Annotated in this window: 14 protein-coding genes; 6 read left to right on the top strand and 8 right to left on the bottom strand. The window is 70.5% G+C overall.

The window, feature by feature from the left end; translation table 11 throughout:
• Nucleotides 1–285: 285 nt before the first annotated feature.
• Nucleotides 286–693 carry a hypothetical protein gene (locus ACFYY8_RS07535; RefSeq protein ID WP_390038202.1) on the bottom strand — a complete coding sequence of 136 codons (408 nt, stop codon included), beginning with the start codon at nt 691–693 and terminating at the stop codon, nt 286–288.
• Between the two features lie 107 nt (nt 694–800).
• On the opposite strand from ACFYY8_RS07535, the gene ACFYY8_RS07540 reads away from it, so the two are divergent.
• The 3 genes from ACFYY8_RS07540 to ACFYY8_RS07550 all read left to right on the top strand — a co-directional run bounded on the left by ACFYY8_RS07540 (nt 801) and on the right by ACFYY8_RS07550 (nt 3,564).
• Nucleotides 801–2,462 carry an alpha-amylase family protein gene (locus tag ACFYY8_RS07540; RefSeq protein WP_390038204.1) on the top strand — a complete coding sequence of 554 codons (1,662 nt, stop codon included), beginning with the start codon at nt 801–803 and terminating at the stop codon, nt 2,460–2,462.
• A gap of 245 nt (nt 2,463–2,707) precedes the next feature.
• The gene (locus ACFYY8_RS07545; protein WP_390038206.1) at nt 2,708–3,343 is read left to right on the top strand and encodes a hypothetical protein; all 636 of its coding nucleotides are present in this window, start codon (nt 2,708–2,710) and stop codon (nt 3,341–3,343) included.
• Nucleotides 3,340–3,564, top strand: a complete 225-nt coding sequence (locus ACFYY8_RS07550) for a hypothetical protein (RefSeq protein WP_390038208.1) — start codon at nt 3,340–3,342, stop codon at nt 3,562–3,564. The genes ACFYY8_RS07545 and ACFYY8_RS07550 overlap by 4 nt, the downstream gene beginning before the upstream one ends.
• Here the strand turns inward: ACFYY8_RS07550 and ACFYY8_RS07555 are convergent.
• From ACFYY8_RS07555 to ACFYY8_RS07565, 3 genes are all read right to left on the bottom strand, one after another.
• Complete coding sequence (locus ACFYY8_RS07555) at nt 3,518–5,383, bottom strand: potassium transporter TrkA (protein WP_390038210.1); 1,866 nt, start codon at nt 5,381–5,383, stop codon at nt 3,518–3,520. The genes ACFYY8_RS07550 and ACFYY8_RS07555 overlap by 47 nt on opposite strands.
• Before the next feature lie 132 nt (nt 5,384–5,515).
• On the bottom strand, nt 5,516–5,758 hold the full coding sequence (locus ACFYY8_RS07560; RefSeq protein ID WP_390038212.1) for a hypothetical protein: 243 nt from the start codon (nt 5,756–5,758) through the stop codon (nt 5,516–5,518).
• Nucleotides 5,734–6,279: a DUF4262 domain-containing protein gene (locus ACFYY8_RS07565; protein ID WP_390038214.1), complete on the bottom strand. Its 546-nt coding sequence runs from the start codon at nt 6,277–6,279 to the stop codon at nt 5,734–5,736. Before ACFYY8_RS07565 ends, ACFYY8_RS07560 begins: the two co-directional genes overlap by 25 nt.
• Nucleotides 6,280–6,439: 160 nt before the next feature.
• Between ACFYY8_RS07565 and ACFYY8_RS07570 the strand changes: the two genes are divergently transcribed.
• Nucleotides 6,440–6,946 (top strand): DinB family protein, encoded by a 507-nt coding sequence (locus tag ACFYY8_RS07570; RefSeq protein ID WP_390038216.1) that lies wholly within the window; start codon nt 6,440–6,442, stop codon nt 6,944–6,946.
• Nucleotides 6,947–7,058: 112 nt separating this feature from the next.
• Here ACFYY8_RS07570 and ACFYY8_RS07575 read toward each other — a convergent pair whose 3' ends face one another.
• Nucleotides 7,059–7,682, bottom strand: coding sequence for a TetR/AcrR family transcriptional regulator (locus ACFYY8_RS07575; RefSeq protein WP_390038218.1), 624 nt, complete (start codon nt 7,680–7,682; stop codon nt 7,059–7,061).
• Between the two features lie 171 nt (nt 7,683–7,853).
• On the opposite strand from ACFYY8_RS07575, the gene ACFYY8_RS07580 reads away from it, so the two are divergent.
• The gene (locus tag ACFYY8_RS07580) at nt 7,854–8,675 is read left to right on the top strand and encodes an alpha/beta fold hydrolase (RefSeq protein ID WP_390038220.1); all 822 of its coding nucleotides are present in this window, start codon (nt 7,854–7,856) and stop codon (nt 8,673–8,675) included.
• 4 nt (nt 8,676–8,679) lie between these two features.
• Here the strand turns inward: ACFYY8_RS07580 and ACFYY8_RS07585 are convergent, their stop codons facing one another.
• Both ACFYY8_RS07585 and ACFYY8_RS07590 read right to left on the bottom strand, forming a co-directional pair.
• The gene (locus tag ACFYY8_RS07585) at nt 8,680–9,915 is read right to left on the bottom strand and encodes an RNA polymerase sigma factor (RefSeq protein ID WP_390038222.1); all 1,236 of its coding nucleotides are present in this window, start codon (nt 9,913–9,915) and stop codon (nt 8,680–8,682) included.
• A gap of 39 nt (nt 9,916–9,954) precedes the next feature.
• Nucleotides 9,955–10,323, bottom strand: a complete 369-nt coding sequence (locus tag ACFYY8_RS07590) for a YciI family protein (protein ID WP_352014228.1) — start codon at nt 10,321–10,323, stop codon at nt 9,955–9,957.
• A 168-nt stretch (nt 10,324–10,491) separates the two neighbouring features.
• Between ACFYY8_RS07590 and ACFYY8_RS07595 the strand changes: the two genes are divergently transcribed.
• Entirely contained in the window at nt 10,492–12,030 is a 1,539-nt protein-coding gene (locus ACFYY8_RS07595; RefSeq protein WP_390038224.1) for an MFS transporter, read from the top strand.
• Between the two features lie 58 nt (nt 12,031–12,088).
• On the opposite strand, the gene ACFYY8_RS07600 is transcribed toward ACFYY8_RS07595, so the two are convergent.
• Nucleotides 12,089–13,186, bottom strand: a complete 1,098-nt coding sequence (locus tag ACFYY8_RS07600; RefSeq protein WP_390038226.1) for an acyltransferase family protein — start codon at nt 13,184–13,186, stop codon at nt 12,089–12,091.
• Nucleotides 13,187–13,196: the final 10 nt, after the last annotated feature.

A 13,196-nucleotide genomic window follows, 5' to 3' on the forward strand; every position in this document is an offset into this window, starting at 1 on the left:
ACTGCCGGGGTGTCCGCGGGCGCGCCGGGACGTTCGCGGGTACGGCGAAGTCCGGAAGGTGTTCCGGGACGTCCCAGGCGGTTCGACCGTCAGGGATCGGGCCGGACGGCGTCGCCACTCCGGAGGTGCCGGGGTGCTTCGCCGTCCTGAACGTCTCGGGCGGAAGCCCGTCCTGAACCTTCCGGACGGAGGTCCGTCCTGAACGTTCCTGGCGGGTGTCCGTCCTTGATGTCCCGGACGGTTGTCGTCCGCCCGGCGTGTGGCCGCCGGGCGGTCAGGTGGCGCTCAGGCGCCTGTGGAGGTGGCCGGAGGGGCTCTGGCGGGGCCGGTCCCCGGTGCCGGGGGTGGGAAGGGCGCCTCGCCCGTGGCGCGGGGCCGCGACCCGGTCGGCAGCAGGGCGGGCGCGAAGTCCGCCTGCGGGACGACGGCCGGGTGACCGCCGCTTCCCGCCGGTCCGGCCAGGACCGAGAGCAGGGTGGAGGTGAGGGTCCCCGGGAGGTGCGGGCGCTCTCCCGCCGACGACTCCTGGGAGAGCGGGCGCCGCTCCGTGGTGATCGCGAAGTGCCGGGGGGCGGCGGCCGTACCGGTGAGCGGGGCCGGGGAGGGGAAGGCGGCGGGACCGGCCGCGACGAGCAGCGGGAACAGCAGGCTGAGCAGCCACCCGAAGGGCGCGCCGTGCCTGAGCTGCCGCATGGTCCCCTCCACAGTCCAGCCTCCACCGTAGCCGTACCGACGCCGTAAGGGGAACGATCACTACTTATATCCCCCATAAACGGGTAAAGCCCGGGTAGTGCGGGCGCATGCGACTGACCCACACTGCCGATCTGTGGTGGAAGAACGCCGTCGTCTACTGCCTTGACGTCGAGACGTACAAGGACGGGAACGGCGACGGCGTCGGAGACTTCAGAGGGCTCACCCAGCAGATCGACCATCTCGACCGTCTCGGGGTGACGTGCATCTGGCTGATGCCCTTCTTCCCGACCCCCGGCCGTGACGACGGCTACGACATCACCGACTTCTACTCGGTCGATCCCCGCCTGGGCACCCTCGGCGACTTCGTGGAGTTCATGCGGACCGCCAGGGACCGGGGCATCCGGGTGATCGCCGACCTGGTGGTCAACCACACCTCCGACGAGCACCCGTGGTTCCGGGAGTCCAGGTCGGGCCGGGACTCGCCGAAGCGCGACTGGTACGTATGGAGGGACGAGCCAGGACCTTTCGACCCGAAGGCGATCGTCTTCCCCGACAAGGAGGACAGCATCTGGGAGTTCGACGAGGGGAGCGGCCAGTACTACCTGCACAGCTTCTACCGCTTCCAGCCCGACCTGAACGTGGGCAATCCCGAGGTCCGTGATGAGATCGCCCGCATCCTCGGCTTCTGGATGGAGCTGGGCCTTTCCGGCTTCCGGGTCGACGCGGTGCCGTTCCTGATCGAGGGGGCCGGTGGCGACCCGCACTCCTTCCTGGCGGACCTGCGCGCCTTCATGAACCGCCGCGACGGCGGCGCGATCCTGCTGGGCGAGGTCAACCTGCCCTACCCGGACCTGATGGCCTACTTCGGTGACGGCAACGGCAACGAGGTCACCATGTGCTTCGACTTCATCGGGATGCAGCGTCTGCACTTGTCGATGGCCCGGGGCCGTCCCGCCGCCCTGGCCGAGGCCCTGCGCGAGCGGCCCGCCCCGCCGAAGGACTGCCAGTGGGCCACCTTCATCCGCAACCACGACGAACTGACCCTGGACAAGCTCACCGACGCCGAGCGCCAGGAGGTCTTCGACGCCTTCGCCCCCGAGAAGGACATGCAGGTCTTCGGCCGGGGAGTACGGCGGCGCCTGCCGCCGATGCTCGACGGTGACCGGCGGCGGCTCGCGCTGGCCTACAGCGTGCTGTTCTCCCTGCCCGGTACGCCGGTGCTCTTCTACGGTGAGGAGATCGGCCTCGGCGAGAACCCGGAGGGGGAGGGCCGGATGGCGGTCAGGGTCCCCATGCAGTGGTCGCCCTCGGGAGGGTTCTCACCCGTCACCGAGCGGACCCCCGTCTCCACCCCGGCCGGGCCGTACGGCCCGCGCGAGGTCAACGTCGAGACCCAGCGCCGCGACCCCGACTCGCTGCTGCACTGGATCACCCTGCTCATCGAGCGTTACCGGGAGTCGCCGGAGCTGGCCTGGGGCGCCTACCGGGTCCTGGAGACGGCGGACGAGGCGGTGCTGGTCCATCGGGCCGACGCCGAGGGCGGCACCGTGGTCGCCGTCCACAACTTCGCCGACCGCGAGGCGAGGGCCGAGTTCGTCCTGGACGGCCTGGGCGAGGGGCAGGTGCTGACCGACCTGCTGGTGGACGGCACACTCGACCTGCCCCCAGACGGCAGGGTCGGCCTCACGCTTGAGCCGTACGGCACGCGCTGGCTGCGTGTGTCGGCGCCCGACGAGCCTCTTGAGGACGCCTCGGCCAAGGGGAGCTGACCACTGCGGGAGGTGGCCGTCGTGGGCCGGGTGCGGGGCCACCCATGGGACCGCATATGCTTCGCATGGCCAGATTTATGGATTTAGTGGGACTTAAAGGGAGAAATTGACCGTGTACAAGGAGTTCGCCGTCGAAGCCGTGGTGTGGCTGATCCCCGTCGTCGTCCTGCTGGGCCTGGCCTTCATGATCACCGCCTGACCGATCTCCGCTGGCGGCTGCTCCGAACTTCGGCTTTGATGACCACATGTTCGGAAAAGCCCGGGAACAGCCGCTGGACTCGCCGATGACACGGTACGCGGGCCCGGGTGTGCGTCCGCTCACTCGAGTACTGATCGGACCCCCCGGCCTCCCGCTGATCTCCGTGACCGGCCTGGCCTGCGTTCTCCTGCTGTACGGCGCCAGCGTCCCCGGCGGCTACTTCATGACCTCCATCTTCGGTGGTCTGCTGGCCGTGGGCATCGCCGTGGTCTGGGCTCCCCGGCTCCTCGTCGGCCTGGTACGCGCCGACGGCCGCCCCGGGCTGCGGCGGTACTGGGCGCGCTGGGCCGCGATCCCCCTCCTCGGGACCGTCACCGCCGTGCTCCTGACCTTCGACACCTCCTACGCCGTCCGGTTCGCGCTGTCGGAGAAGAGCATGGAGGCCATCGCCCGCGAGCTCGTGGCCGGGGGAAAGACCTCCGCCGACCCGGGATGGGCCGGGCTGTTCCAGGTGTCGTCCGTCGAGCGGCAGGGCGGAGCCGTGACCTTCCAGCTCCAGGACACGGGCTTCCTCGCGCGTTACGGCCTGACCTGGAGCCCCGACGGCAGGCCCGGGGTGGACTCCGACGCCGGCTACCGGCACCTCACCGGCCCCTGGTACGAGTGGATGGAGCGGTTTTGACCCTTCCCGGTAGGCCCGTCGACTGGATCCTCGGCGGCGTCGTCCTGACCCTCGTGCTGATCTTCCCCCTGGGCGGGATCGGCTGGCCGCTCTACCTGTTCGTCATGCCGCTGGCCATGACGGCGGCGACGGTCCTGGCCTACCAGGAGGCTGCCAGGGCACGGGCAGCGGACCTCAGCGTTCGGCCAGAACGATCACCGAGTCACCCTCCCCGAGGGTGACCGGACGGGACTTGTCGGGGTTGAGGACGACGCCGAAGTGCGGCGCCTCGTTCGCCCGCTCCGCCAGCCGGTAGCCGATCGCCGTCTCGCCCCGGCGTCTGGCCGACTCGATCACCGTGGCGAAGCCGACCGGCGTGTTCTCGCGGACGTACCGGGTCGCCGGGCGCGGGTAGATCTCCGACCCCCTGGAGTCGAAGAGGTAGCCGAACACCTCCGCCAGGTGCCGGTTCTCGGCGAGCTGGGCGAGCAGCAGGCCGATGACCGTGTCGCTGATCACGATGTCGTCGGCCTCGGTGACCTCGGCCAGGCTCCGGTTGTTCTCGTCGTGCATCTCGCTGACGATCGAGTACCGCTCGCCGAGCGCGGTCTGCATGTCCCTCAGCTGCAACAGCGTCATCAGGGTGCGGGTGTCGGCGTGCTCGGCGGGGTAGCGGTCGTCGGAGAGCACGATCACGTGCTGGTAGACGCCCAGGCCCAGCGATTCGAGCGCGTAGCGGTCGGTGGTCTCGCACTCCTTGGCGTTGACCGTCAGATTGGCCAGCCCCTCGAAGGGGATCGCGGCGTCCGGATGGTCGGAGGCGATGTCCAGCGCGGAGCCGGGCGCCACGTAGCCGTCGAGATAGTGGACGACCTGGCGGCCCCTGCCGTTCCAGTTGAGCACGAGCGTCCGCTCGGGGCCGGGCCTGACGTGCGGGGCCTCGACGATCGCCTCCTCGTCGGCCTCGGCGCCGCCCTCCGCGAGGTGGATCAGCGAGTCGTCCTGGGCGATCACGATGACCTCGTCCCGCGCGGTGATCACCGTGTCCGCCGGCGGGTTCAGCATGACGCCGCCGGGACCGCGCAGCCCGATGACCGTGGCCGTCCGGTAGGCCGGGAGCGCCTGGCCGTACGTCAGGCCGGTGAGGGCGGGGTCGGAGCGCAGGTAGATCTCCCCGGCGTCGAAGTTGAGCAGGTCCATGCAGACGACCGACATGCCCGACTGCCTGGACGACTGCACGATGAGCCGGGAGGCGGTGTCGTCGGAGTCCACCAGGTGGACGTCGGGGCCGCCCGCGAGCCGGGCGGCGGCCATGTTCGCGGTGCGGGCGATCGCGGCGACCACGGGAGGGTGGTCGCCCGCCCGCTTGGCCAGCGCGAGCAGAGTCTTGATGACGTGCGCGTCCGGGTCGTCGCCCTGCGGGGACAGGACGACCACCGAGCGGGCGGCGTCGAGGTTCATCAGGTCGAGGTCGGTGGGCTCGGTCGGCCGCCCGGTCCTGCAGACCAGCTTGGTCCTGCCGAGGTCTCCGACGTGGCGGCGGATCTCGTCCTCCATCCGGGACTTGTCCCGGTCGGCGAGGACCGTGATGACCGACCCCCTGCCGCTCGCGTGCGCCTGGATCAGCTCGGTGACGATCGTGAAGACCTGCTCGGACCAGCCGAGGACCACGATGTGGCCGTTCTCGATGATCCGGGACCTGCCCTCACGCAACTGCTCGAACTTGGTCTTGAGCCCGTTGGAGAGCACACCGACCAGGGCGCTGACGATGAACAGGCCGCCCATGGAGGCGATGAACATCAGGGCGACGAACAGGATGCTTCCGGTGTCGCTGGCGACCTTGCCGGGACTCAGCGTGCGCATCAGCGAAACCCACAGCATGCCGGGCAGGCCGCTGTTGCGCGCGGCGTCCTTGGGGGTCAGCCACAGGCTGAGCAGGCTGACCAGCACGATCAGCCCCAGTGAGATGAGGGCCAGCCAGCCGATCAACGCCACCGTGCCCCGCGACATGGTGTTGTCGAACCAGTACCGTAACCGCTCCCGGACCGTCGGCCTTGACACGGACCCCTCCCCGTAGGTGAACACCGGACCAACAATCGCACAAAAGTTGCATGTCGCTCTGGTGTTCGCAAATTCATGAAATATAGCGCGTTTTCCGTGTTTCTCACGCCGTGCCGGGGTGGGGCCGGAGCTTTACGCCTGCCGGGTCGGCGGCACGGCGATCCGCCGCAGGTCGACGTGCCGGGGACGGCTCGCCGTGTAGGCGACGTCCTCGGACGAGAGCGCGCCGACGGCCTCGAACGTCCGGCCGAGCCGGCCGTCGAGGCCCGGCTCCGGGTCGTCGGCGCGCACGACCGTGCCGGGCCCGGAGCCGGCGGGCGAACCCGCCCTGATCGCGCGGGGCGCCTCCCTCAGCCGGTCGTGAGCTTCGTCCACGGCCCCGGGGGATGGTCGTCCCTGGGCAGCCACAGCGAGGGCTGCAGATCACGCAGCCGGGGCGTCGCCTGGGCGTCCCAGGGGAACAGGCCCGCCCTGTCCGGCCAGACGACCTCCATGAAGGACAGCGGGGGCCTGCGGTAGAAACGCAGCGCCACACCGAACATCGAGCGGTACCAGCTGTGGTCGACCGTACGCGTGACGACCGGGTAGTTCCTGATGACGTCGTCCCGCTCCTGGCCGTCCGCCATCAGGTGACCGGCCGCGACCCGGTCGGCGAGGGTGTTCAGGCAGCGGCGCATCACCTCGACGTCCAGCCCGAACATGGCCGCCTCGGGCGACCTGAAGGTGTGCCACAGGCCGACGGTGAACGCCCACCCCGGGCCGTCCTCGTCCTCGGGGATCATGATCACGGCCCACCCGTCACGCTCGACCCTCCGGATGGTGCCGCGGTCGAACTCGTCGAGTTCCTCGTCGTGCGCGGCGCAGAGCGGACATTGGCAGATGAGCCGGTCGAACATGCCTCTGAGCGTAGTGGTCGGGTGGTCTGCCGCATTTGAGGGGCTTGCCAAGGTTGCGTGTGGGGGTGTCCCGACCTCGCGAAAATGTCGGTGCCGGCCCCTAATCTGGCGGAGCAGGGTTCCCGCCGGGCCCCGCTGGACGACCCGAAGGGCCTACGCCGTGACGACCCGCAACGACACCCTCACCGGTGAGCGCGCCGACCTGCTGGAGACGCTGAGCGTGCACCGGGCCTTCCTGCGAGGCACGGTCGCCGGTCTCACCGACGAGCAGGCCGCGACGCGCACCACCGTGAGCGAGCTGTGCCTGGGCGGTCTCATCAAGCACGTGGCGAACGTCGAGGCCCGCTGGATGCGCTTCGCGACCGGTGACCCCGAGGCGATGACGATGAACGAGGCCGACTGGACCGGCCAGTTCCGCATGCTCGACGGCGAGACGCTCGAAAGCCTGCTCGCCGCCTACGAGGAGGTCGCCCGCACGACCGACGAATTGGTCGCGACGCTCGACCTGGACGCCTCATACCCCCTGCCGCAGGCCCCGTGGTTCCCGCCGAACGCGCGCAGGTCGGTGCGCCGGGTCCTGCTCCACCTCATCGCCGAGACCTCCCAGCACGCGGGCCACGCCGACATCATCCGCGAGTCCCTCGACGGCGCCAAGAGCATGGGCTGACCCCTCGCGGGCCCCGTTCCCGGGCGCTTTCTGAGGCGGTCCACCTGCCCGGTGGGCCGCCCGTTCAGTCCGAGGGCCCGCCTTCACCGCACGGCGCTCCGCTCTCCGGCCCTCAGGAGGCCCCCTGCCGGGCCCCGGCCTCGGTGGCCTCGGCGGCCTCGAAGAGGCTCACGAGGGTCCGCAGCCCCTCCAGGATCTCGGCTCCGGTCGGCGCCTGCTCCGGGTCGGCCAGCCACTGCATCATCACGCCGGACAGCAGGGCCAGCTGTACCGAGCCGAGGGTGCGCGTCGTGCCCTCCTGGAGCGTGTCCTCCTCCACTCCCAGCAGGATCGAGGCCAGCCCCCGGCGGCCCTCCCGCTGGCCGTCGGCGAGATACCTCCGCAGCTCCGGTGAGTGCTCGGCCTGCACCAGCGCCTCGACGCTGGCCGCCCACAGCTTCCTGTGGGTGCCGAACGACTTCGACAGCCGTGTCCACAGGGCCTCGTACCGCTCCTCGGGGGTCGCGGTGAGATCGTCGTAGACGGCGGAGGCCGTCTGCCCGGTCTCCAGGCCCCACTCGTCGATCGCCTGGATGAGCGCCGCGTTCAGCAGCGCCTCCCGCGAGCCGAAGTGGTAGCCGATGGCCGCCATGCTCACCCCGGCCGCCGCCGCGATGTCGCGCACGGTCGTTCGCGCCCACCCCTTCTCCTCCAGGCAGCGCCTCGCCCCGGCGAGCAGGTCCTCGCGATTTCCCATAGCGGGATGCTACTCGCCCTGTTCACGGCGCCACGCGCTCTTGCGCAAATGCCTTAGGCATATGCATTGCGCAAATGCCCAAATCGCCGATACCTTCATGACAGGCGAGAGAGCGGGCCGTACCGGCATCCGCTCGCGAAGCCGTACGGAAGCCGAGTCGAGGAGAGAACCATGAACCATGTCATCGCGCCGACGGTGGCCCCGGTGCGGGCGGAGCTGGACATCGCGGGCCGCCGCCTGTCCTACGTCGACTTCGGCGGGCCGGGGCGTCCGCTGCTCGCCCTGCACGGGCACCTGTCGGAGGGGACGAGCTTCGCCGCCGTCGCCGCCGGGCTGGCCCCCGAGTGGCGGGTCATCGCACCCGACCAGCGGGGACACGGTGATTCGGACCGGGCCGCCGACTACTCCCGCGAGGGCTACCTCGCTGACATCCTCGCCCTGCTCGACCACCTCGGTCTCGACCGGGTGGCGGTGATGGGCCACTCGCTGGGCGGCATCAACGCCTACCACCTCGCCGCCCGCCACCCCGAGCGGGTCACCGCCTTCGTCAACGCGGACGCGCCGGTCGTCCTCGGCCTCGATGGGGGCCCCAGCCCGCTGGCGTTCGTCCTGCCGCTGCCGTACCAGGCGCCCACCCGCGAGGCGCTGGTCGAGGCCCTCGGCGAGGCGGCCCCCTACTTCACCGAGACCCTGCGGGAGAACCCCGACGGCACCTGGCGCCTGCCCTTCCACCCCCAGGACATGGTCGACTCGGAGGACCTCGTCCACGGTGACCACTGGGACGTCTGGCTCGCCACCACCTGCCCCGCCCTCCTCGTCAGGGGCGCCAAGGGCGGTGTCATCCCCGCCGGCCAGGCCCAGGCCATGATCGACCGCCGCCCGAACACCCGCCTCGTCGAACTGGCCACCGACCACTTCGTCCACACCGGCGACCTGCAGGGCTTCACCGCGGCCGTCCGCGGGTTCCTCGGCTCCCTGCCCTCCGCAGGCTGACGGTTCAGACCCCGAGGCGTTCGGCCTTCGAACGCAGGTAGCGCTGCTCGGGGATGCTGGCCGTGTGCCGGGCGGCCAGGAGATACTCCTCGTGGGCCGCGCGCGGGTCGTCGGCCATCTCCAGCAGGTGGGCGCGCACCGCGCGGAAACGGTGGTGCCTGGCCATCCGGTCGTCGCCCTCCAGCTCCTCAAGGAGCAGCAGACCGGCCCTCGGCCCCTCGGTCATGGCGACGGCGACGGCCCGGTTGAGCGTGACCATCGGGTTGGGCGTGAGCCGTTCGAGGATCTTGTAGAGGATCGCGATCTGCGTCCAGTCGGTGTCCTCGGGGTCGGCCGCCTCGGCGTGCACGGCCGCGATGGCGGCCTGGAGCTGGTACGGGCCCAGACCGGAGCGTGACATGGCCCCGGTGACCAGCGCCGTGCCCTCCGCGATCGCGGCGGCGTCCCAGCGAGACCTGTCCTGCTCGGCCAGCGGGATCAACGCGCCGTCGGCACCGGTCCTCGCGGGGCGCCGCGCCTCGGTCAGCAGCATGAGCGCCAGCAGCCCGGCCACCTCACCGTCGTCGGGAAGCCGCCGCAGCACCGCGCGCGTCAGCCGTACGGCCTCGCGGGTCAGGTCGGTCCGGTGCAGGTCGGGGCCGCAGGTGGCGGTGTAACCCTCGTTGAAGATCAGATAGAGCACCTGGAGGACCACGCGCAGCCGTTCGGCCTGCTCGTGCTCCGGCGGCTCCTCGAAACGCGCGCCCGCGGCCCTGATGCGCTGCTTGGCCCGGCTGATGCGGGGCGCCATGGTCGCCTCGGGGACGAGAAAGGCACGGGCGATCTCCGCGGCGGTGAGCCCGCCGACCGCGCGCAGGGTCAGCGCCACCTGGGAGCCCGGGGTCAGCGCCGGGTGGCAGCACAGGAACAGCAGGGTCAGGGTGTCGTCCCGATCACCCCACGAGTGCTCGTCGGGCCCCGGCACGACCTCGGGGAGCTGCGCCGCGACGGTGGCCTCGCGGCGGCGCCTGGCCTGCTCGGCGCGGAGCAGGTCGACCAGGCGTCGGGAGGCGACGGTCGTCATCCACCCGCGCGGGTTGTCGGGGACCCCTTCGACCGGCCACTGCTGCGCCGCGGCCAGCAGCGCCTCCTGGACGGCGTCCTCGCAGAGTCCGAAATCGTCGTACCTGCGGGCGAGCGTGCCGAGAACCTGCGGCGCGAGCGAGCGCAGCAAGTCCTCGAATCCGGTCGCGGCTGTCATGCCCCTCCGCTCACCCCAGGGACTGTCCGACTTCCAGTGTCACACCGGGCTTCCCGCGGAGAACATGATGGGCCGGACCTCGATGCCGATGCCGGGTACGGAGGCGTCCGGGATCATCGCGGCCAGTTCGAACGCGCGCTCCCTGCTCTCGCAGTCGATCATGTAGAAGCCCGCGAGATACTCCTTGGTCTCCAGGTAGGGGCCGTCGGAGACCACCGGGACGCCGCCGTTCACCCGGACGACGGCGCTGGTCGAGGGGCCTTCGAGCACCTGGTGGCCGACCAGCTCACCGGACTCCTCGACCGCTTTGATGAACGGCTGGTGGCCGTTCATGATCTCCTTGCGTTCCTCCTCGGTCAGCGAGTCCCAGATCTCGGGGTTCATGTGCATGATCAGCAGGAACTTCACGGGGTTCTCCTCTCGGCCCGTACCGGCTTCCACGGTGAGGTCGGAGACGGCGTCGAATTCTTGACTCCCCGGCGCAAGATCTGAGAACCCGTTCCGACCTCTCAGTGAGAGGTAACCCTATCTGTCACCTCCTCACCAACGGGACGCATCCACGAAGAGGAGCCCAATATGTCCGTCAGTAATACGGAGGAGACCGAGCCAAAGGCGACAAGCCGCGCCTGGATGGGGCTGGCGGTGCTGGCGCTGCCCACACTGCTGGTCGCGCTGGACATGAACGTGCTGTTCCTGGCGTTGCCGAGGCTGACCTCCGAGCTGGGCGCCGACAGCGTCGAACAGCTGTGGATCACCGACGCCTACGGGTTCATGGTCGCCGGACTGGTGATCACGATGGGCACGCTCGGCGACCGGATCGGGCGGCGCAAGCTGCTGCTGACCGGGGCGGTGTTCTTCGCGATCGCCTCACTGGCCAGTGCCTACGCGCCCAACCCGACGGTGCTGATCGCGGCCAGGACGGTGCTGGGCATCGCGGGCGCGACGGTGATGCCGTCCACCCTGGCCCTGATCACCAACATGTTCCGCAACGGCCAGGAGCGCGGCAAGGCCATCGCCGTGTGGGCCACCTGCAACTTCACCGGCGCCGCGCTCGGCCCGGTGGTCGGCGGCATCCTGCTCGACCACTTCTGGTGGGGGTCGGTGTTCCTGATGGCCCTGCCGATCATGGTGGTCGTGCTCATCGCCGGGCCGCTGGTGCTGCCGGAGTTCCGCCCGCCGCAGGCCGGACGGCTCGACCTCACCAGCGTCCTGCTGTCCATGCTGGCGATCCTGCCGATCGTGTACGGCATCAAGACCCTCGCCACCGGGAACGGCACGGCCACCGTGTCCGTCGTGGCGATCCTGGTCGGCCTGGTGTTCGCGATCGTCTTCGTCCGCCGCCAGCTCCACCTGGAGAACCCGCTGCTCGACCTGCGCCTGTTCACCCGGCGCTCGTTCGCCCTGGTCGTGCTCGCGCTCTCGCTGGCCGGGATCGTGATGGCCGGCGTCGGCCTGCTGGTCACCCAGTTCCTGCAGAGCGTGCTCGGCTACTCCCCGCTGGTCTCGGCCCTGTGGTTCGCGCCGATGGGCCTGGCGGTCGCGGTCGGCACGATGGTCACCCCGGCCTTCACCAAGTCCCTCAAGCCCAGCGTCGCCATCGCCGGTGGGCTGGCGGTCTCCACACTCGGCGCCGCCGTACTGATCGTGGTGAACTCGACGTGGGGGCCGGTGCCGGTCGTGATCGGCATCGCGATCCTGGCGGTGGGCACCGGGCCGCTCTTCACGATCGGCACCGGGCTGGTCGTCGGTTCGGTCCCGCCCGAGCGCGCGGGCTCCGCGGCGGCCATGTCGGAGACCGCGAACTTCCTCGGTGGCGCGCTCGGCCTGGCCCTGCTCGGCACGATCGGGGCGGCCGTCTACCAGCACCAGATGACCGGGGCCATCCCCGACGGGGTGCCCGCGGCGGCGGCGGAAACCGCCCGCGAGACCGTGGCGGGGGCCTCCTCCGTCGCGGCGAGCCTGCCCGCCGACCAGGCCGGCGAACTGCTGCGGCAGGCGCACAGCGCCTTCACCGCGGGTCTCAACGCGGCCGGCGTGCTCTCCACCGTCATCTTCGGTCTCTTCGCCGTTCTGGCCGCGGTCTTCTTCCGCAGGGCGGGCGGTGAGCAGAGCTGACCACGCCCCGAGTCCCCGGCCCGCCGTGTCGGGCGGACCGGGGCCCGGGACGGCCGTCTCACACCGGCGCGCCCACCTGACCACCGCCGGGCCTGGCCCGCCGGGCACCGCCCGCCGTACCGAACCGGCGCATGACGGGTCCCTCGAACAGGCGGAACGTCAGCCACGACACGAGGAGCGTCACGGCGAACAGCAGCGCGCTGATGGCGAGGGCGACCGGGGTCGGCCACGCCCCGCCCGCGCCGAGCAGGTCGTGACCGGTGATCAGGATCAGCCGGTGCCACATGTAGAAGGCGAAGGACACCTCGCCGAGCCACACCCACACCCGCCCGGAAAGGCCGGTGCGCCTGCCGTCCCGGTCGGCGACGGCGCCGTTGGCGATGACCAGCCCGAGCGGGACGCACAACGCCGCGACGAAGGCGTAGGTCGGCGGGATCAGCGGGGTCAGCGCGTAGACGACCACGCTGAGCAGCACGGACCCGGTGTAGCCGAGGGGGATCCTCCTGCCGGTCAGCACCATCTGGGCGAGGAGGATGCCGAAGACGAAGTCCAGCATCCGCACCGGCGGGAAGTGGTAGACGAACCAGGTCTCCCACTCGGTCACCCCGAGGATCGGGTACGGCTGCTGCGCGGGCAACAGGCCGGAGGCGAGCGGGACGAGGAAGATCACCGCCACCACGCCGGCGGCCCACATCCACAGCCGCTCCGGCCTGATCCTGCGCACGAGGCCGAGCAGGAAGGGGAAGCACAGGTAGAAGAACGCCTCACAGGAGAGCGACCACGCCACCGGGTTGACGCTGGTGATGGTCTGCGCCTGCGGGAAGAACGCCTGCAGCAGGAACAGGTTGCGTACGGCGTCCGCCAGGCCGACGGCGTTTCCCACCAGCAGGGTGATGACCAGGGCCGCGGCGAGGAACGTCAGCACGTGGTTCGGATATATCTTGAAGAAACGCCGACGCCAGAACGTCCGCGGCGTGTCGTCGGGGCGCGCCGACCAGGTCAGCACGAATCCGCTGAGCACGAAGAAGAAACCGACACCCGCTCCTCCGCCGAGGGCGAGCATTTTGAAGAGCATCGGGTGAGAGGCGCCGGAGGCGAAAATCCCCTCGACCATCACGTGCAGGGCGAAGACCATGGTTGCGGCGACGAATCGCATTCCCGTGAGT

The organism is Streptosporangium sp. NPDC001559 (assembly GCF_042893955.1).
Taxonomy (GTDB): Bacteria; Actinomycetota; Actinomycetes; order Streptosporangiales; family Streptosporangiaceae; genus Streptosporangium.

What these genes read in the sequence shown, in the direction of transcription:
- ACFYY8_RS07535 (WP_390038202.1), bottom strand. Translation starts at nt 693, where the DNA reads ATGCGGCAGCTCAGGCACGGCGCGCCCTTCGGGTGGCTGCTCAGCCTG.
- ACFYY8_RS07540 (WP_390038204.1), top strand. Translation starts at nt 801, where the DNA reads ATGCGACTGACCCACACTGCCGATCTGTGGTGGAAGAACGCCGTCGTC.
- ACFYY8_RS07545 (WP_390038206.1), top strand. Translation starts at nt 2,708, where the DNA reads ATGTTCGGAAAAGCCCGGGAACAGCCGCTGGACTCGCCGATGACACGG.
- ACFYY8_RS07565 (WP_390038214.1), bottom strand. Translation starts at nt 6,279, where the DNA reads ATGTTCGACCGGCTCATCTGCCAATGTCCGCTCTGCGCCGCGCACGAC.
- ACFYY8_RS07575 (WP_390038218.1), bottom strand. Translation starts at nt 7,682, where the DNA reads ATGGGAAATCGCGAGGACCTGCTCGCCGGGGCGAGGCGCTGCCTGGAG.
- ACFYY8_RS07580 (WP_390038220.1), top strand. Translation starts at nt 7,854, where the DNA reads ATGAACCATGTCATCGCGCCGACGGTGGCCCCGGTGCGGGCGGAGCTG.
- ACFYY8_RS07585 (WP_390038222.1), bottom strand. Translation starts at nt 9,915, where the DNA reads ATGACAGCCGCGACCGGATTCGAGGACTTGCTGCGCTCGCTCGCGCCG.
- ACFYY8_RS07595 (WP_390038224.1), top strand. Translation starts at nt 10,492, where the DNA reads ATGTCCGTCAGTAATACGGAGGAGACCGAGCCAAAGGCGACAAGCCGC.
- ACFYY8_RS07600 (WP_390038226.1), bottom strand. Translation starts at nt 13,186, where the DNA reads ATGCGATTCGTCGCCGCAACCATGGTCTTCGCCCTGCACGTGATGGTC.